This is a genomic window from Vibrio sp. NC2, from assembly GCF_025195005.1.
Taxonomy (GTDB): Bacteria; Pseudomonadota; Gammaproteobacteria; order Enterobacterales; family Vibrionaceae; genus Vibrio; species Vibrio splendidus.
Genome location: NZ_JANVFC010000001.1, coordinates 430702 through 448862 on the forward strand (window position 1 = coordinate 430702; position 18161 = coordinate 448862).

The following is an 18161-nucleotide window of genomic DNA, read 5'->3' on the forward strand; positions in this document are numbered from 1 at the left end:
TTCTGGGACGTTGGTTAAGTTGGTTTTTACGAGGCTCGATAGGTAAAACAGTAAATAAAACAAAGGGCTGAGATTATGCAGCCCTTTGTCGTTCTTGTTTGTGATAAGCGTTTATGCCAGTGGTTAAGCCGCTTTGATGTGCGTGGTAATGTAAGGTTGCCATGCTTGTTGGTAAAGCTCTAAAGATTGGCGTCTTAGGCTATTAATTTGTGCCGCTTCAATGTCATTGATAGGGCGTTGTTCTGCAATTGCGTGACGCTCAATACCTTGGATAATTTCGTACAGCTCGTGCTCAGGACCACTTTTCACATCAGCAATTGCTTTTAAGTGAAGTTGAACCTCTGCAATGATGTTGGTTTTAGGCAAACGAACCAACAAGTTAAGGTCACGGTAACCAGAGTCAGCCGGTGATTTAAACTTGTTTTTCAGTTTAACAACGTCTGCTTCACGGCTTAGTGCTTCGTAAACTTCAACCAAGCTCTCGACATCATTCGCGATGATAGTTGCACGAGCTAAGTCGGTAATTTTTGTTACATCACCATCAAGCTCAAGGGCGATTTTTTCTTCTGCACGAGCTTGAGATTTAACGCCAGCAAACAGCGCTTCAGAATTGGTGAGTAGGGCAGTACTTTTACAGATAGTTTCTAGTTCAGCTTGGCCTTGATGTGCTTTGCTGTACAGAATATCGAAGTCGGTGTAAGGCTGAGTCGGGCGTGAGTCGAAGGCTTTGATGCCGTAAAGGCCGCTCAAACTATGACGGAATACGTTTGATGAAACTTGGTTTTGCGCAGGAGTGCGCGTTTGATCAGTCGAACTTGTTGAAACAGGTGCTGCTGCGAATGCAGGCGCTCGGCTCAATACCAATAGCATTAGGGCCGTCGTACGGAGAAATACACTCATTCAAACTCCAAAATACAAGGTTACAAAAACGGGTAGTCAAAAGGGGTAACCAGTAACGCATAAGAGTAAAAACAGCTTAACTAAACTCACTACATATTAAATGGGGCTAGCTAAGACAGAAACCAACTCTAACGTTTAATATTGCTCTAAAATGTGAAGATATAGACAAATAATCCAACCGTTAGTTCCGCAATTATTAGAACTTTGAACTTAGCCAGTTTCTGATTTCATCGAAACCAATGTGGTAGTTTAAACCAAGCTAAGGTTGCTCTTACCTCTCTATACTGTACCCTTGCATTATGACTGTTTAACATGAACGAAAGATGAATAATCCTGAATTTTGGCACAATAAATGGGCAGCCAACCAAATTGGTTTCCACCTCGAAGATGTAAACCCACTTCTGATTAAATTTTGGGAAAATACTGAGCCTAGCTACGAGAAAAGTGTGTTTGTTCCACTTTGTGGTAAGAGTGAAGATTTGATTTGGTTGGCGACAAAGCATAGTGATGTGCAAGGGGTCGAACTCAGCCAGATTGCGGTTCGCGCATTTTTTGCAGAGCACCTTTACACCCCGACTGTGACTCAAATCAGTGGTCAGCACGAGCTGTATCAATTCGATGAACTGAACATCTACACGGGCGACTACTTCTCTGCGCCAATCCAGCCTGTCGATACCATTTATGATCGCGCGTCTTTAGTCGCATTGCCTGAAGAGATGCGAGTGCAGTATGTAGAGCGTTTGAAACAACTGCTGAAATCGGGTGGTAAGATCCTTCTGGTGACTCTAGATTACGACCAAGACGAGATGGCAGGGCCTCCGTTTAGCGTACCTAAACTAGAGATTGATCAGTTGTTCGCGGGATACAAAATCACATTGTTGAATCAAGATATTGCAGACGATGAACATCCGAAGATTGCCAAAAAAGGCTTGTCTCGATTTAGTGAAGAAGTGTACTTGATTGAGTCAGACGCTTAAGCGCAGTGAGCTCTCTAGCGAAAAGACCGCTTCAATAAAAAAGATAACACCAACAAAAAGACGGGCTCGATAGCCCGTCTTTTTGTTGTTCAGATTTGAAGTCGTGATTGTTCAGATGCGAGAACGTAATGGTTCAGACCTGAGTTAGTCGTTACCAATTAGTAGTCATTAGCTAGAAAATAGTAATTAGCAGCTAGTAAATTACTTTTACTTTAGAAGCACTCTCAATTGCATCTTCAATCGCAGTCTCAGTGCTGTTGCGACGAGTCAGCGCCACACCTAGACGACGGCGACCATCGATATCAGGTTTACCAAACAAGCGAACTTGCGTCTGTGGTGCGTCTAGCGCCTCTGTAAGACCTTCAAAACGAATGTTGGTTGAAGTGCCTTGGCCCAGAATAACCGCTGATGCACACGGACCGTATTGCGTGATGGATTTGATCGGCATACCAGTAAAGGCGCGTACGTGCAGTGCGAATTCAGATGAGTCTTGAGACATCAATGTCACTAAGCCAGTATCGTGTGGACGAGGGGATACTTCGTTGAAGATAACGTGATCGCCTTTAACAAACAGCTCTACGCCGAAGATACCGTGACCACCTAGTGCATTAACCACTTGTTCAGCTGTGTATTGCGCTGTTTTAAGTGCGTTGTCTGACATGACTTGTGGCTGCCATGATTCACGGTAATCACCATCTTCTTGGCGGTGACCGATAGGCGCACAGAAATGCACACCGTCGACTGCGCGAACGGTAAGTAGCGTAATTTCGTAATCAAAGTCGATGAAGCCTTCAACGATTACGCGACCCGCGCCAGTACGACCGCCTTCTTGTGCGTAGTCCCAAGACTTTTGAATGTCTTCCTCTGTTTTGATAACGCTTTGGCCTTTACCTGAAGAGCTCATTACTGGCTTAACAACGCAAGGCATGCCCACGAATTCAACAGCGGTAGCGAAGTCTTCAAAGGTGTCTGCAAAGCGGTAAGGAGAAGTGCTCAGCTTTAGCTCTTCTGCAGCTAGGCGACGGATACCTTCGCGGTTCATCGTTAGCTTAGTCGCATTTGCAGTGGGAACGACATTTAAGCCTTGCGCTTCTAGCTCTACCAACTTGCTGGTGGCAATAGCTTCAATTTCAGGAACCACATAATCTGGCTTTTCTAGTTCAATGACTGCTTGCAGTGCATCGCCGTCTAACATGTCTAATACATGACTACGATGTGCAACTTGCATTGCGGGTGCGTCTGCGTAACGGTCACATGCAATAACTTCCAAGCCTAAACGTTGGCACTCGATAGCAACTTCTTTGCCGAGTTCACCTGAACCTAATAGAAGTACACGAGTAGCATTTTCACGAGTAGCAGTACCAAACATAGAAATTCCTTCCGATCTTTTGAGCGATTGATTGAAAACGGGGTGATCATACTTATTTTAATGATAAAAGCAAACGTTTGCGCAAGTTGTTGCGTTAATTACAGGTATAAAAAAAGCAGCCCCGTTAAATAGGGCTGCTTATTTAAAATTTTGTTAATTAGATGTACTTAGATTGCTAAGTAAGTCACTGGAATGTCGGGATTAATCGCTTCTAATGTAGATTGCGTATCCGCTAGGTGACTGATGCTACCTTCGGCAATTTCAACCAACGCTGCACTTTCAATCTGTTCAAAATCGAAGCCAGCCAGTTTAAGTTGAATCAACGCCACTTGTAGAGGAGGTAAGCTCGGGTTGAACGCTGCGTTTTCAGCGTAAGCACCGGTGAAAATCTCACCCGAAGTCAATTGCAGTGAAACACCACTTAGGTTTTTGGTGTAAGGAGCATGGCTGCGGTTTAGTGCTGCTAGCGCTTCTACAACAATAGGCGTTGTTTCTTCAGTCGTGTGTTTATGATCAAGCTTAGTCATTAGGCCAGTCGTCACACCTAAATCAGCAGGGCCGAATGAGTCTGGTAGGTACTCTTGCAGAGACATTTCATCACGTTGTGGAAGCTGAACTTTAAGTTCTTTTGCTGTGGTCAGTTCGTTCATGAATTGACGACAGTGACCACAAGGGCTGAAGTTGATGGTGATATCAGAAATACCTTGTTCGCCTTTCATCCAAGCGTGGCTGATTGCAGATTGCTCAGCGTGTACTGTTTGGCCAAGTTGAGCACCAGCGATTTCAAGGTTTGCACCAAAATACAGAGTGCCAGATAAACCACGCACGATTGCACCAACATAAAAGTCAGATAACGGAGCGTAAGAATAGGCTGCGGCAAAAGGAAGTAGCGCAATACGTAGCTCGTCATCCGCTAAACCACTTGCTTGCAGTAGGCTAGCAAATTGTTCTGGAGACAATGTCGCGTCAAAGTTGTCTGCTAATACGATGTCACTCAAAAGTGCTTTGATTGCTGTTGGAGCACTTTCCAGCGCCAGGGTAATACGACTGTTCATGTTGAATCCTTAATTGACCTTAGGCTTTAATTCTATGCAATGCTCAGGAATTTTCTGTGACTTTGATCACCACTGTGTTGTTGTTGTTACATTGGTTTGCATAGTTAGAGTGAGGTCACAGATGAAATCGATTGCAAGAGTAAAAACTACCATTGATATCGCACTTATTGCTTGAAATTGAGTTTGGTTTGTCACGTATTGATGAATAAATGAGAGAAAAAAGCCCAAGCTATCACTGAAATAATCAGGTTATGCTTGGGCTTATTGATATCTGTAACGCCTAAAAGTCGCGAACCAGTGAGTTTAGCTATTTACCAACTCATCTATTAGAACGCGTATAAACTGTAATCAAAGTGGTTAAGAATAGAACCAAACCACGAGCGAAAATATACTCGGTGCAATGATTGAGGTGATAACCCCACAAAGAACCAATGCCAACGAACTGAATGCAGCATCTTCCTGATTTTTTTCAGCACAGGTTGCCGTGCCTAAAGCGTGAGACACAGTACCCATGGTTAAACCACGCGCGATAGGGCTCTTAATACCAATGAGATTGTAGATTGGGTAAGCAAAAATTGCCCCAAACAGACCAACAATCAATACCAGAATTGCCGCAATCGCTGCTTCACCACCTAAATGGCTCGATACTTCCATCGCAATTGGCGTGGTGACTGATTTACCTAATAAACTCGCAATCAAAGTTAAGTCCGCTTTAAAAGCCACTGCGATTAATGCTGTCGTTGTCATCGACATCACACTGCCTAGCGTGCAAGCAAAGGTAATAATGCGCCAGTTGGCTCTGATTTGAGGTAGCTGTTCATAAAGCGGGTAAGCAAGTGCAACAACCGCAGGCTGAAGCATGTAAGTAATCCAAGTGTTGTCTGCGTAGTAGGTCTCGAAAGGGACCTTGAAGAACAACAGAATAGGAATAATGATGCCAATGCTGATCAGTAAAGGGTTGCACAGCGGTGAGTTCACTTTCTGGCTTACCCAGCGAGCAAACAAGAACACTACAATAGTGAGTAGAATCCACATGATTATTTACCTCTCGAAAGCAAGCGGTCTAAGAACCATGATAGAGACACCAATACGATCAGCGTTCCGCCAACTGCACTTGCCATAATTGGTAGTGCATTGGCGATAAGCATGTCGAAGTGATCCATTAATCCAACACTGATTGGGACGAACAATAAGATCATCAAACGAATAATCAGACTGGCTCCGGGCTGTACCCAATGTGAAGGGACGATACCTATCACCATGGCAGTAAATAGGATCAACATGCCAAAGATACTGCCTGGGATAGAGGTCTCTAGATATTGTTGTAACGCGTTGCCTGCAGTGAGAGCACCTATGATTAAGGTGAAGGAGATTAAGCAGTAAACGAGTTTGATCAATCTTTCTTTCAAAGTGTCACATCTCTTGATAATGAATTAACTAGCTAACTTTTCTACGTATTGATAAACCGCCTTCAAGATAGCCATTTTCTTCTCGTCGCTTTCATGTTCATGCGCGAGGTTTTCAAGGTTGAGCATGTACTCTTCTAAACGGCTTTCATAAAACTCACGACAATGGTTCGCCCATTTCAATTGCTCAGCTTCGTCGAGCGTCCATGGGAAATGACGAGCTCGGTAACGGAACAGTAACGGTTTAATACGTTCATCACCGAAGGTGATATCTAAAGCTGCCAAGTTATTTGGGTCAGTTTCGCGAATGATGTTCATCGCTGTTTTATCAGCAGGTGAGAAGAAACCGTCATAAAGGTGTGTATCAACATCATCACTCTTTTCGTACTCGCGCTCTTGTGAGTACAGGCCGATCAGTTTTTCGCGGATCTCTGGGTGTTCGCGCAGCAGTGCTAAGTTCTTCAAGCATTGTTGGCGATCGATACCGATGGTTTCGGCATTTTCAGCCGTCAGCGTTTTAGCTGGAGCAAGAATAGGGCACTTGTTCAGTTGAACCAATTTGATTGGTACGGGTAGCTCGTCTTCACCCAGTTCACTGCGTTTGGTGTAGAGTCTGTCTCTGAGTTCATCAGCGTCCAGTTCTAACAGTGGGCTTGGATCTTTGGCTAAATCAACCACGATAACGGCATTTTGATTGGTTGGGTGCCAAGCCATAGGCACAATCCAACTTGTGTAGTTGCAGTCACGGCCAAACATGCCCGAAACGTGCATCAATGGTGTCATGTTTACAATATCAACCAGGTCATTCAGCTTACGCTTATGACGCATGTTGTAGAGGTAATCGAACATCTTAGGTTGTGCAGCTTTCAGCTTCTTCGCTAACTCGATGGTCGCAATAACATCGGCCATCGCATCGTGCGCGTTCTCATGTTCAATGCCGTTTGCCACAGATAGGTGTTCCAGTTTGAAGCTTGGATAACCTTCTTCGTTCTCTGGCCAAACAATGCCTTCAGGGCGCAGTGCGTGAACAGCGCGCATTACATCTAACAGATCCCAACGCGAGTTGCCGTTCTGCCAACTCCACGCATATGGGTCGATGAAGTTTCGGTAACAGGTGTAACGCGTTACTTCATCATCGAATCGAATACTGTTGTAGCCAAGGCTTGTGGTGTTTGGTTTCGCCAACTCAGCATGGATCTTAGCGATAAACTCTGGTTCAGGAAGACCTTGTGAAGCCGCTTTTTGTGGTGTGATACGGGTGATCAGTGCAGCTTCAGGCGCAGGGAGGTAATCAGCGGGAGGTTGGCAATAGATAACCAGAGGCTCTCCAATAACATTGAAATCTTGGTCGGTACGAACACCCGCAAATTGACTCGGACGGTCTTTTGCTGGGCTAACGCCCCACGTTTCGTAATCGAAAAAGAAGTAGGTCGGCTGATTATCTGAACTCATTGAATTTCCTGAACAGCAAGCGCGGAACGTTTACTGTGGCTGAAGGTTAGTTTTGTTCAGTATCTGATAGTATGCGGTACGCGTGCAACCCAGATCACAAATAAATTGCCGGAAAACGGTGCTTTACTATTCAATCGAGTCGGTGGGGAAGGTTTTGAATCCAATTGTGGCTTTTCTATGGTCACAATTCTGCCTGTGTACCTCTTTTTTAACCTATCTTGTCACCTTAGCTGTTGTAAGGCGATGAGTCGGGTTTCAGGTTTACCGCGAATGAGTTTGTTTGTCTTGTACTCTAAAGCTGTGTGATTAGAAACATCTCGTTGTTTTTTGACTGGTGGCTAATCGGCTGTACCTGTACCTGAGGCTAATCCGCTGTGCTTGTGTCTAAACCGCAGCGCAGATGTCTAATCCGTAGCGCAGATGTTTAAACTGCTTCACTTGCCTGTCTTGGATCTGTCCAATCAAGGTGTTTTTCGCAATACAATCCTCTTAGATTTAATTAATTTTTCGGTATTTATGATTGTCGGGGTTAATTTTACTGGAGCGTTATTTCTGTCTCATTTTTAATGCTTTTTATAATCCTCGTTTGAATTGGATATAAAGAAAACTCTAATATTTCATTTTTATTACAATTTATTTTAATTGTCAGTGTGTTTCACTTCTGAGACTGTATTGCAACACGGTGATCTATATAGTAATTAACCTGAATATAATAAGGCTTTATTCTTGTCCTTTATTCTTGTCCTTTATTTTAGGGTTACTTTAATTAAGGTCTTTTTATAGAAGTAATTACATACAAAAATAAAGGAATTAAGTGTAAAACCAGTTTTATATATAATTGGTAAAAATGATCCAATACCATTATTATTGTTAGTGTTATTTATATCAATTTGCGTGATCTTATTCTCACTGCGCCTCATTTCTTTATAAATAAGTGTCAATATATATATTTTCCAAATAGGATTGTTGTTACTTAATTGTTAACTTTGATTGACTATTAGGTAACCCTAATAATAAAGCCGATTTTATATAAAGGATTAAAGAAATGAACAAAGTCTTTAAGGTTGTTGCTGTATCTGCACTTTCTATCTCTTCTGCGAACGTTTTCGCTGTGAGTGACACTTTTGATGCAACACTAGAAGTAAAACAAGCAATTACAATGACAAAAACAAGTGATCTTGACTTCGGTATCATCACTTCAGACAACACAACGGACGTTGTTATCGCTCAAGGTGATGCTGGAGCTGCGGCATTTACTCTTTCTGGAGAATCTGGTGATGCAGTAACAGTAAGTATTTCTGATACTAACTTGGTTAACGGCGTAAATACGATTGCAGCTGAATTCGACTTTAATAACGCTATTACTCTTACCGGTGGTACTGCGGCTCTTAATATTGGTGGTACTGCACGTACTTCAAGTGCGACATTAGTTGCTGGTACATATACTGCTAACGTTGCAGTAGATGTAACTTACCAGTAATTAAATGAAACCAGTGTAATATTGTGGCTGCTATAAAGCAGCCGCTTTTACTATGAGTGTTCTATTCAAATACGCAATTTATATTGGTCTGATGATTTACTCCAGCCCTTTTCATGCGCTAGAAATTATTCCTGAGAATATGGAAGTGAAATTTCCGGGCATGTATATCTCTGGGTCGGGCCAGAATGCGGATTCAAACCCATCCAATAGTCAGGTTTATGTGGTTCGTTTTTATGTTGAAGGTGAGCCTGGTAAAAAAATCGTGGTTTCTCTCCCTTCCAAGCAATATCTAAACCATTCTCGTAAATCCAAACGCCTGCGTATTAGAAAGTTCTATTTTGGTTGTGGCTTATCAAAGCGTGGTAGAGCCAAAATCAAAGGGAATGGAAGAAGCAAATTATTGTGTATTGGTGCCAAAGTGAAAATCGGCGCTAACCACCCAGCAGGCCTTTACACCAGTACAATCCCTTTTGAGGTTAATTATAAATGAAGTTGTTTATCTCATGTGTTCTCGGCTTAATCTTCACAACACAAGCCTATGCTCAGTTACTCATCGCACCGACTCGTTTTGTGCTGGATGCCGACACTTCGGTGACTGAAAAAATCGTCGTCGAAAACAATTCAGATCAACCGATTCGCTTGGAGATAAAACCGATTTATCGCCCGGTAAAGGCGAGTGGCTTAGTTCGAACTGACGCTAATATCGCGCAATCAGAAGATATCGCGAGTTGGATTAAAGTGTCACCACCAATAATTCGTGAACTTAAACCCAATCAAAGACGCACGGTTCGCTTACGTATGAATGCTCTGCCTGCTGACATGGCTGATGGTGAATATCGTGCTTACTTGTGGTTTTCCCCAATAGCAAAAGCTGCAGAGCTATCAGACATTGCGTTGTCTTCAAGTAAAACCAACAATGATGGTTCAGCCTTTCAACTGAACTTTCACATCAACAGTTATGTACCCGTTTATGTTCAGAAAGGTGAGCAGGTGCAAGATGTTAAGTTTGCGTGTGACAACCAAAGCATCAAGATTCGTAACGATGGTAACTTTCAGTTTACTGCGAAATTGAATGTAGACGAGCATAGCGAAAAAGTGGTGCTACTTCGTAATGCTGAATTAACCAAGCCTTTCCCAAAAGGCTCAAAGATCTCACTGGTTCAGAACGAACAGCCTCTGTACGAATGTGTTCTGTAGTGCTCGTTTCATTGTCGCTGACTCTGTAAAAGCCAGTGTTCAATTGCATGGTTTGGCGACTTTTGTTGCTCGCTTCACTGTTTCCTTTTGGTGCGTATTCGCAATCTAAAGCAGAAAGTGAGGCGAGTGAACTCTATCCAGCCCATGTTGAAGTTCGAGTCGGGAAAGTGGGGGATAGCTTTTACCGTGTCATGATGGATGACTACGAAGAACCCTTCATTTCGATATCCAATGCCGCTTTTTATCTGCTCGAAATGAATGGTCAGTGTGATGAAAGCGGATATTGCGAACTGTATTTGCCTCAAGATGTGGGAAGAGAATCTCCTCCGTACATTTTAGATACCGAACAAGCCATTTGTTATCGCGATGACACCAATATCCAGTCGATCAAATATCAAGTCATCGACTCAGAAACTTACATCCACTGGTACAGCTTACAAGCTTGTATCCCGGCTAAAGTGCGTTGGGATATTGATGATTACCGGCTCACCGTTACTCCAGAATTCAGTTCATTGACTGAACTGGAAGCCGCTATTTCTAAGATGAAAAATGAATCACGTAAGAAGGCCGAGGATCTTAAGCGAGCTGAAAACACGCCAGCTTTCGAACCTGTTGCCGCCGTGGGTTTGGCGACTCGGTTAGCCAGTTCTGTTTATCACGACAGTGAAACTGGCGGTGATGTTTACGCAATCTCAGACACCATATTAAGCACTGAACACTCCTTGTCTCGCTTGTCGATTGATTCACGAGAAGATAACCCTATCGTTTATTACAACATTGCGGTAGAAGCTCATGATGGTGAAGGCTCTTTGGAAGTCGGCCATGTGTTATTAGATGGCAGCGTCTTTACCGTGAATCAAACCCTCGAAGATGGGCTCTATTACACCAACCGAAAGCGACAGACAGAGTTCGGCAACCTTCAACTCGAACGAACTACTCAACCCAACATCAGCATCGATGTTTTAGTCAATGGCATTTATCAAACCACTTATCGCTCTGATGAGTTTGGACGTTTCGTGGTTGAAGAAGACAACATCTCCCCCGGTGACACCATCAAGTTTCGCTACTACTTATCGAAAGGTGTCTGGCAGGAAGAAGAGATCACCGTCGCCGGTTTAGAAGATGCATTTCTGCCAAGTAATGAGTGGGGCGTGCAAGTGGTAGGCAATGAAGGTGCTGACCGGGCTGGCGCTGTGTCGCTCGAATATGGGCTTGCCGATTACTTCACCGTGGGTAGTGCCTTTATGAGGCAAAATGGTAAAGACTTGATTGGTGTTCAAGGACGATACTTACCGGCGCATTGGTTTGCGGGTCATATCGGTTGGTTACCAGAGTTCAATCGGTTTCCAATGGAGTTTGATATTTTGATCAATGGTGATCAGTCGGCATCGATAGAGCTCAATAAAACCGATGAATTGGACTTAGAGTCGATGGAGTACGATGTGTTCAAATACAACCTGTCGCTTGCCAATCTAACGGCCTTTTTGACGGTAAGGGATGATGAAGATGAGTTGAGCGTTGAACCCAAGTTGAACTCGAAAGTGGCTCGTAATCTGTTTGTCTCATACGCCGGTGACTATCGATACATCAAAGCTTCTCATCAAGACGATTACCTCCATACGATTGGCTTGGCTAAAAGCGGTTTTTCGGATACGTCGTGGAATATTTCTGGAACTGTTGATGGCTCTGGTCATCATGAACGAACGGAGCTGTCTCTGAGAAATGCGTGCAAAGAGTGCCTGTTAGATCCGTTGGAGGTTTTTCAAGAGCTCACGACGAACGTATCGGCTCGCTATCAGAAACAGGAAGTTTCGTTTTCCGCTTCTTTAGAAGCTCGAGTGAACCCTTATTTACTCTTTAAGCTAGAAGGAACCGAAGACCGATACGGTGTCGAGATGACGACAGAATTCGGTGCTAAAACTTACTTTGATGAAAGCATTGGTGAGTTTGTTGAGTGGAATCGATACAACCATTCTAAGCTGACGGGCGTTGTCTACGATCACCACAGACAACCCATACCAGGCGTAAGCCTACAAATCTTGGACCAACGAGCGGTCAGTGATGCAAAAGGCCGATTTGAATTCTCAAGTGTTCCGGCTCGAGATAATCTACCTATCTATATCGATGAAGGGGCACTCGACCTTAACCTCACGCCGATTCAAAACCCTGTGTTTGTAAACACTAAGCAAGTCGGGCTAACTCATGCTCACATCGAAATGGTAGTGTCATTTGGCGTCGATGGCACAGTGGAAGGCGATCTAGAAAACAGTGCTTATCTGCACTTTAAACATATCCAGAAAGGTACTGAGTATTCGAGCGAGATTGAGAGCGATGGCTTTTACATGGTAGAGGGGCTCATCGCGGGCAAATACATTGTGACTTTAGAAATGGGAGACAGGCGATACGTGCAAGGTGCCGACTTGAACGGCGATTTCTGGGTAAGCGACCTCACATTCAACCTCATCGATTTTCATAAGGTGTATTAGACCTGATCGCTTTGATTAGTCTGAAGGAGGCGAGAGTATCAACTGGACTTTCTGCTTCATGGTTAGCTCTCGGTTCCTCAAATCTTTGAATATGGCCTTCCATTCTTGAAAGGTGACTACTATCGGGTTAAAACTGTTTACGGGCTTGGTGACGCCGTAACGCACGGTTTCAATTTCAGGTTCGAACGTACCAAACAACTTATCCCAAATGATCAAAACACCGGCGTAGTTCTTATCGATGTATTGCGGGTTTTTGCCGTGATGTACTCGATGATGCGAAGGGGTGTTAAAGATGTATTCAAGTGGTCCCAAGCTTCGTATCCATTGTGTATGGACAAAGAACTGCAAACCTAGATTCAGAAGCACCACAAAGATGACCCATTTAGGGTCAAAACCTATGATGACCAACGGTACCCAGAATAGCCACATCCCAGCAAGTGGGTACATTAAGCTTTGACGGAAAGCCGTACTGAAGTTCATCTGTTCTGAGCTGTGGTGCGCGACGTGCGCGGCCCACATCCAGCGAATACGATGGCTTGCTCTATGGAACCAATAATAGAAAAAGTCTTGTAACACCATCAATACAACAAAACTCAGCACGCCCATTTCAATGTCCATTAAGTGCCAACCGAACATCCAAAGATACAACTGCACGACCAATAACCCGGTGAGCAAATCGGAGAGTTGATGCATTCCCGCAAGCGTGAAGTTACACATCACTTCTGAAAGTTTATAGCTGGAATTATCTGGTAGTCGACCTTGCTTCTGACCGATAAAATACTCAGCCAACATGCACACCACGAATAAGGGCGCTAATACCAGCAGTAGCCATTCTGGGTGATTGATTAATGCGTCGATATTCATGTTTTATCCTTGTTGAGACGCCATACGCGTTCTTAGTATCAAGCTTACTTAGACTTGATCGTCTGAGATTCAGTCAGCAGAATTTCGCTACCAGCGAGCAAAGTGATCTTCTGTTAGACCAAGAACACCATCGAGTTGATGTGTCACTCCATTGTTGTCTTCAATCGAGCCAGAAAAGTGACCAACGAACTGACGAAAGTTACTTTTTAACAGCCATAAATTGAGCTTTTCGCTGCGATTATTTAAGGGCGTAAAGGTCAGGTTTATACGTCCATCTTGTGATGTTATCTGCCAAGGTAAATTCGTGTCTTGGCGATTAAACGTAAACTGTACCGGGTTAAGTAAGTGCCGAGTTCCATTGATCCATAATACGTTTTCGCAGCCTCCGGTTTCATTGACGCCCGCCGCGAGATTTAGGCCAATATCTGTGCCATTGGATTGCGTGTTGATACTTGCCCAGCGCCAACTGGTTTCACGTCTCATGTAGCCCGCTGAAAAGTCATAACCAGCACGAGTTTGTTCGAGAACGAGTGATTCTCCTTTGATTTGGATTTCACCGCTGATGCGCAAAGCATTGTGCTTTTGAGTGTAAGTCCAACCTGAATAACCCGTTGGGCTGCACATCGCCAAGGGCAAGCTGTCGGCTTTAGGCTCTAAAGCGATATCGGCCTTGATGAGTTTGGTATTCAAGCGAACTTGCCATTGCCCGCCTTCAATATTAAAGGTGATGCTTTGGCCTGCAATGCTTGTCGTGCCGTCAAATGGCGAAGCGGTAACTTGTTTATCAAACCCTAATGGCCTCAACCAAGATGACTCTTCTAGATGGTTGTTTTCAATATCGTACAGATAACAAAATGCCGAGCCTAAGTAGCGAATATCCGCGATAGCGACACCAATAATGTGCGTGTCGGTAACAATGCTGACAAATTGGAATTGTTTGTAGTGGAGGTGCTTCTGCCAAGAGTTTGCTTTTGAATCCATCGAATTTCGGTAGTCAAAGCTCTCGATGTTCAGGTGCTTGGGGATGCCATCGAAATGTCCAATGATCGGCTGACCATTAGAATCAATCAAACTGTGTGGGGCTGGGTTGGTTTTTATCATTGCGATGGTTCACATTAATTTAACAATTAAAGCCATTGTGCGATGAGTAGCGTAGAATTGGGAGGTCATATTCGGACAAGAGCGCGTTACCAATCACGATTTTGTCAGTAGTGTTGTTGAAGCTGAGTAGTCATGTTTATGGGAATGGGCTCGATATAAGGAGAGACGATTGGAGATTATCGCGGAGTATAAGCCGACCGGACATCGGCATCAGTTGGGTACATTAGATATCGCGCTGCTGTTGAATACGTTAGAGCAACGAGGTATCGATATTGAAAGGCTACTCAATGATGTGGGTTTGCCGAACATGGATTGGCGAGACCCGAATGGAAAGCTGACTTACGCTGATAAACTTGCGTTATTTAGCGCGGCTAATCAGAGTTTTCCTCACGATGGTCTAGGGCTTTGGTTGGGCGAACACGCTAGCTTGAGCCACTTTGGTGTGTTGGGTTATGCGCTATCGACCAGTCAAAATGTCGGGGAGGCCATCAAGTCGGGCTTTAAATATCTGCGCCTGAACGGTCCTATTTTCTCGGTTAAATTGTTTCTAGACTCCGAGCAAGCAGTGATTCAGATTGAGAACACCTTGGAAGTGGGCGATCTCCTACCTTTCTGCAGTGAGTATTTCTTGAGTTCAATCGTCTCTTTGTTCAAAGAACTGACTGGTCATGAGTTGGATATTCATACTTTGGCTTTGCCTTATGCTAGCCCTAATTACACCAAGCTTTATGACGAGCGTTTCCAGTGCCCGGTGATTTTTGAACAAAACCATTGTGAACTGCGTTTTGATGCCTCGGTTTTATCACAAACCTTATTGACTCATGATGCCGCGACACTGAAGCGCTATCTTGCGTCTTGCCAGTCGATAGTCGAAACGCTGGACTCTGAGCACCTGCTGACTAACCAGATCAAAACGATCTTTTATCAAACCGCAGGCAGTTTCCCGAATATAGAGCAACTCGCGGATGAGTTTGGTTGTAGCTCTCGTACGCTCAGGAGAGAGCTAGTGACCCATGATTCCAGTTATCAAATATTGCTTACCGAAGTTCGAGTGGAACTGGCCAAAGAGCTGTTACTCGGCACAACCATGAGTATCGATGACATCGGTGAAAGACTCGGTTATAGCGACCCCGCAAATTTCAGGAGGGCGTTTAAAGGTTGGCTCAATAAAACGCCCGCTCAGTTTCGTGATGGTTTAAGTTAAGGCGTTACTTGCTAAAGAACTGCTCCCTGAAATCGGTGACTTGCTGTTGATAATAACTGTCCCAATCTTGTTGAGTCCAAGTGGCATAACTTGATGAGCGCTGAGAGTCTAAGGTTGCTTTGAGCTGATCCAGTTGCTCGTGATAACTCATCACGGTTTGTTGCTGTTGTGCGACTTGTTGTTCTCGCGCGGCAATGTTGCTGGCCTGCGCTTCATCTAAGTAGGTATCTTGAAGGTCGGCTTTGACTGATACTATCTCAGCAGGGCTATAGCTGCTGGGTATCAAAGAGACTGCCAGTTCATATTTTTGAAGCTGTGTTTCGGCGTTTAACGTGCCCGTATTGTTTTGCCATTCACTAAGCAAATCTTGATAGTTGGCCAAAAACTGGCTCGCTTCGTTCTTTTCAAGGGTGTTAGCGTCAAGCGTAAAATCCAGATGAGCAAACTGGTCAGCGAATAGCTGGTGGGCCAACTCTCCCCATACTTGCTGTGCAGATTGCTTGAATAAGGCAACACGATCTTCAAGAGTCTCTATGGATTCAAGTGGGATAGTGCTTTGGGTTAATTGCCAGTCGACTGATAGTTGCGGATAGTCGCTCAGTAACTCAAACCATATACTCGGTAACTCTGATTTCAATCGTGCGAGTTGCTCAGTGCAGTCATCGCGTTGTTGGCAAAGCGCCCAGAACCCATCGAGTTCATCGAATAGAGCTTTACCTTCAAGTTCGCTTAAGTTTTCAGCATTCGTTTCCCCGCCCGATGATTCAGCTTCGGCTTGTTTATTCTGTGATGCTGCATTTCCCGAACTGGCGGTTGCAGTTGGTGTGAAATTATCTTCAGCAGTTGTCGCAGAAACACGCGGCTTAGGTCCTGTGTGTTGAGCAGAAGATAGCGGTGTTTCAGTGGATTTTGATGACCACGAATAGCAAACAATGCTCGCCGTTAAGACGAGCACTAGGATTAATATAACTCGATGCATTATGGATTCACCGAGTTACTTGATGACAGCGCTAACAGGGAAGTGGTCTGAAAGGTTGTAGTGCTTCCATAACTCACTGCTTGTTGATCTTGGGACATACACGCGATTGTCATTATGAGCTTTGGCGGCATATTCCGAGCTCACTACCACATAATCGAGATACTCAACGTTCTCGCCACCCGACATAGGTTCGCCCGCAAAGTTGTTGATGCGTGGGTCAAAGGTAGAAGCGGTGTAACCTGAGTATGTTGGTTCATCAGCCTGCAGGTTAGCAAACATCTGTTGGTAGTCGCCTGGGAACTTGAGCTTGTTCACGTTGAAGTCACCGCTGTAAACCACAGTTTCTGATGCCGGGATATTCAGAGACTGCGCCAGTGCACGCATCTGCTTGAATTGACGTTGTCGGTAGTCACGAGCGGTGTCCGTATCGAATGATGCCGTGTGGGTGCCGAATACATGGTAAGCCTGACCATTCTTGATCACTTCCGCGTAGTTAACGCCTTTATCAGCAAAGCAATCTGTGCCCGTACAATCAGGGAAAACATACTGAGCTTCGTTAACGATAGGATAGCGGCTGACAATGATCACACCACCGTCGTATATGTTAATCCCATCTTTATCGAGCATTTTGGTTTGATAAGGATACTCCTTCGAAAGCTCACGCAAGAATTCATCTCTGCCGTTAGCAAACACCTCTTGTAGCGCCAACACGTCATAGCCCTTTACGTATTGAGGGATCAGGTCATAGCGGTCACCAATATGTGAAGCGATGGCAGGCAGCGCCCAGATGTTATAGGTCATGACTTTGAGTGTATTGGCATCTGGCTCTGGCTGTTCATCCACTTTGGGTGGGGTGATGGTGTAATAAATATCATCGTAGCGCGCCGTAGAATCGGCTTTAAGTGCTAGCTCTGCATTGACCCCGAATGCATCGGTTGTGCTGCGATGAATATTACGATCGTCATGCAACGTTAGGTTGACGTCTGCGGCACTCAAGCCATGTTGCAGTGTCGAGTTGTACCAATGACCCTTCATGGTTTGGTTGAGCGTGACACTCTCACCCACAGCGTTCGATACCACAGTGTCAAACTCATAGGTCTTCCCAGATTTCACACCAGTCCAGCGGTTAAAACTGATCAGCTTCTTCGTCTCCCAAGGGCCAATCTGTTCAACATGTTGCTGCCACTCATCACCGAATTGAAGCTGGTCGGTACCCGTGTGATTGGTTTGAATCGTCATTACTTGGCTGGTGTTATTGGTTAGGTACACATCGGTATCTGCAATAGCCGAGGTTGAAATGAATGAAGCTGATGCAAGTATTGCACTCAGGCAAGTCCATTGAGTTTTCATTTTCACGTTATCCTTACTGATTGGTTTAAAGAATAACGTAGTAAAGAGTTGTGACATTGGAGTTATAACTCTATGGGAATTATCCAAATATTAGATATATGCCATGGTTTTATAAATTAGATTACTCATTGAAAATTAACATATTGCTTTGCCTGAATGATAAGTGATACGCGCGCACGCTAAAAAATAGAGGAACGATTTGGGTTTGAGGGTAAGTCACTACTGGTTGTTTTCGTGGAAATCATAGGTCGGTAAATAATCAGAAATGGATGCTGTGAATCACGATAAGGGAAAACGCTAACCGCCTTGCTCTATCAGCATAAATTTTGCCATTGTTCAGT

16 protein-coding genes are annotated in these 18161 nt (G+C 44.3%); 6 read left to right on the forward strand and 10 right to left on the reverse strand.

The genetic code is table 11. The features are described from left to right. Positions 1–123: 123 nt before the first annotated feature. Positions 124–900 carry a RelA/SpoT domain-containing protein gene (locus NX845_RS01975; RefSeq protein ID WP_017077978.1) on the reverse strand — a complete coding sequence of 259 codons (777 nt, stop codon included), beginning with the start codon at positions 898–900 and terminating at the stop codon, positions 124–126. A 323-nt stretch (positions 901–1223) separates the two neighbouring features. Here NX845_RS01975 and NX845_RS01980 point away from each other — a divergent pair, with 323 nt between their 5' ends. Next, a complete protein-coding gene (locus NX845_RS01980) occupies positions 1224–1877 on the forward strand; it encodes a thiopurine S-methyltransferase (RefSeq protein ID WP_260256455.1) in 654 nt (217 codons plus the stop codon). A 193-nt stretch (positions 1878–2070) separates the two neighbouring features. On the opposite strand, the gene purT is transcribed toward NX845_RS01980, so the two are convergent. The 5 genes from purT to sbcB all read right to left on the reverse strand — a co-directional run bounded on the left by purT (position 2071) and on the right by sbcB (position 7159). Beyond that, on the reverse strand, positions 2071–3246 hold the full coding sequence (gene purT / locus NX845_RS01985) for a formate-dependent phosphoribosylglycinamide formyltransferase (RefSeq protein WP_102489429.1): 1176 nt from the start codon (positions 3244–3246) through the stop codon (positions 2071–2073). 167 nt (positions 3247–3413) lie between these two features. Continuing rightward, entirely contained in the window at positions 3414–4301 is an 888-nt protein-coding gene (gene cdd / locus NX845_RS01990) for a cytidine deaminase (protein ID WP_004734864.1), read from the reverse strand. Positions 4302–4658: 357 nt separating this feature from the next. Further along, positions 4659–5336, reverse strand: a complete 678-nt coding sequence (locus tag NX845_RS01995; protein ID WP_017080642.1) for an LrgB family protein — start codon at positions 5334–5336, stop codon at positions 4659–4661. A 2-nt stretch (positions 5337–5338) separates the two neighbouring features. Then, positions 5339–5710, reverse strand: a complete 372-nt coding sequence (locus NX845_RS02000) for a CidA/LrgA family protein (protein WP_017080643.1) — start codon at positions 5708–5710, stop codon at positions 5339–5341. 24 nt (positions 5711–5734) lie between these two features. Further along, complete coding sequence (gene sbcB / locus NX845_RS02005; RefSeq protein WP_017091224.1) at positions 5735–7159, reverse strand: exodeoxyribonuclease I; 1425 nt, start codon at positions 7157–7159, stop codon at positions 5735–5737. Between the two features lie 1045 nt (positions 7160–8204). Here sbcB and NX845_RS02010 point away from each other — a divergent pair. Genes NX845_RS02010 through NX845_RS02025 form a run of 4 tightly spaced genes read left to right on the forward strand, consistent with a single transcriptional unit; the run spans position 8205 to position 12322 of the window. Continuing rightward, positions 8205–8639 (forward strand): DUF4402 domain-containing protein, encoded by a 435-nt coding sequence (locus NX845_RS02010; protein ID WP_004734871.1) that lies wholly within the window; start codon positions 8205–8207, stop codon positions 8637–8639. A 52-nt stretch (positions 8640–8691) separates the two neighbouring features. Next, complete coding sequence (locus NX845_RS02015; protein ID WP_004734872.1) at positions 8692–9129, forward strand: DUF4402 domain-containing protein; 438 nt, start codon at positions 8692–8694, stop codon at positions 9127–9129. Then, positions 9126–9836 carry a molecular chaperone gene (locus tag NX845_RS02020; protein WP_017085122.1) on the forward strand — a complete coding sequence of 237 codons (711 nt, stop codon included), beginning with the start codon at positions 9126–9128 and terminating at the stop codon, positions 9834–9836. The genes NX845_RS02015 and NX845_RS02020 overlap by 4 nt, the downstream gene beginning before the upstream one ends. Positions 9837–9883: 47 nt before the next feature. Beyond that, entirely contained in the window at positions 9884–12322 is a 2439-nt protein-coding gene (locus NX845_RS02025; protein WP_260256457.1) for a carboxypeptidase-like regulatory domain-containing protein, read from the forward strand. A 15-nt stretch (positions 12323–12337) separates the two neighbouring features. Here NX845_RS02025 and NX845_RS02030 read toward each other — a convergent pair whose 3' ends face one another. After that, complete coding sequence (locus tag NX845_RS02030) at positions 12338–13186, reverse strand: sterol desaturase family protein (protein WP_017080647.1); 849 nt, start codon at positions 13184–13186, stop codon at positions 12338–12340. 87 nt (positions 13187–13273) lie between these two features. Continuing rightward, complete coding sequence (locus tag NX845_RS02035; RefSeq protein WP_017080648.1) at positions 13274–14287, reverse strand: DUF2804 domain-containing protein; 1014 nt, start codon at positions 14285–14287, stop codon at positions 13274–13276. 169 nt (positions 14288–14456) lie between these two features. Here NX845_RS02035 and NX845_RS02040 point away from each other — a divergent pair, with 169 nt between their 5' ends. Beyond that, positions 14457–15491 (forward strand): AraC family transcriptional regulator, encoded by a 1035-nt coding sequence (locus NX845_RS02040; protein ID WP_017080649.1) that lies wholly within the window; start codon positions 14457–14459, stop codon positions 15489–15491. 4 nt (positions 15492–15495) lie between these two features. Here the strand turns inward: NX845_RS02040 and NX845_RS02045 are convergent, their stop codons facing one another. Both NX845_RS02045 and NX845_RS02050 read right to left on the reverse strand, forming a co-directional pair. Further along, a complete protein-coding gene (locus NX845_RS02045) occupies positions 15496–16446 on the reverse strand; it encodes a chromosome partitioning protein ParA (protein WP_260256539.1) in 951 nt (316 codons plus the stop codon). A gap of 39 nt (positions 16447–16485) precedes the next feature. After that, positions 16486–17820, reverse strand: a complete 1335-nt coding sequence (locus NX845_RS02050; protein WP_260256459.1) for a sphingomyelin phosphodiesterase — start codon at positions 17818–17820, stop codon at positions 16486–16488. Positions 17821–18161: the final 341 nt, after the last annotated feature.

What these genes read in the sequence shown, in the direction of transcription:
- NX845_RS01975 (WP_017077978.1), bottom strand. Translation starts at nt 900, where the DNA reads ATGAGTGTATTTCTCCGTACGACGGCCCTAATGCTATTGGTATTGAGC.
- NX845_RS01980 (WP_260256455.1), top strand. Translation starts at nt 1,224, where the DNA reads ATGAATAATCCTGAATTTTGGCACAATAAATGGGCAGCCAACCAAATT.
- purT (WP_102489429.1), bottom strand. Translation starts at nt 3,246, where the DNA reads ATGTTTGGTACTGCTACTCGTGAAAATGCTACTCGTGTACTTCTATTA.
- cdd (WP_004734864.1), bottom strand. Translation starts at nt 4,301, where the DNA reads ATGAACAGTCGTATTACCCTGGCGCTGGAAAGTGCTCCAACAGCAATC.
- NX845_RS01995 (WP_017080642.1), bottom strand. Translation starts at nt 5,336, where the DNA reads ATGTGGATTCTACTCACTATTGTAGTGTTCTTGTTTGCTCGCTGGGTA.
- sbcB (WP_017091224.1), bottom strand. Translation starts at nt 7,159, where the DNA reads ATGAGTTCAGATAATCAGCCGACCTACTTCTTTTTCGATTACGAAACG.
- NX845_RS02010 (WP_004734871.1), top strand. Translation starts at nt 8,205, where the DNA reads ATGAACAAAGTCTTTAAGGTTGTTGCTGTATCTGCACTTTCTATCTCT.
- NX845_RS02015 (WP_004734872.1), top strand. Translation starts at nt 8,692, where the DNA reads ATGAGTGTTCTATTCAAATACGCAATTTATATTGGTCTGATGATTTAC.
- NX845_RS02020 (WP_017085122.1), top strand. Translation starts at nt 9,126, where the DNA reads ATGAAGTTGTTTATCTCATGTGTTCTCGGCTTAATCTTCACAACACAA.
- NX845_RS02025 (WP_260256457.1), top strand. Translation starts at nt 9,884, where the DNA reads ATGGTTTGGCGACTTTTGTTGCTCGCTTCACTGTTTCCTTTTGGTGCG.
- NX845_RS02030 (WP_017080647.1), bottom strand. Translation starts at nt 13,186, where the DNA reads ATGAATATCGACGCATTAATCAATCACCCAGAATGGCTACTGCTGGTA.
- NX845_RS02035 (WP_017080648.1), bottom strand. Translation starts at nt 14,287, where the DNA reads ATGATAAAAACCAACCCAGCCCCACACAGTTTGATTGATTCTAATGGT.
- NX845_RS02050 (WP_260256459.1), bottom strand. Translation starts at nt 17,820, where the DNA reads ATGAAAACTCAATGGACTTGCCTGAGTGCAATACTTGCATCAGCTTCA.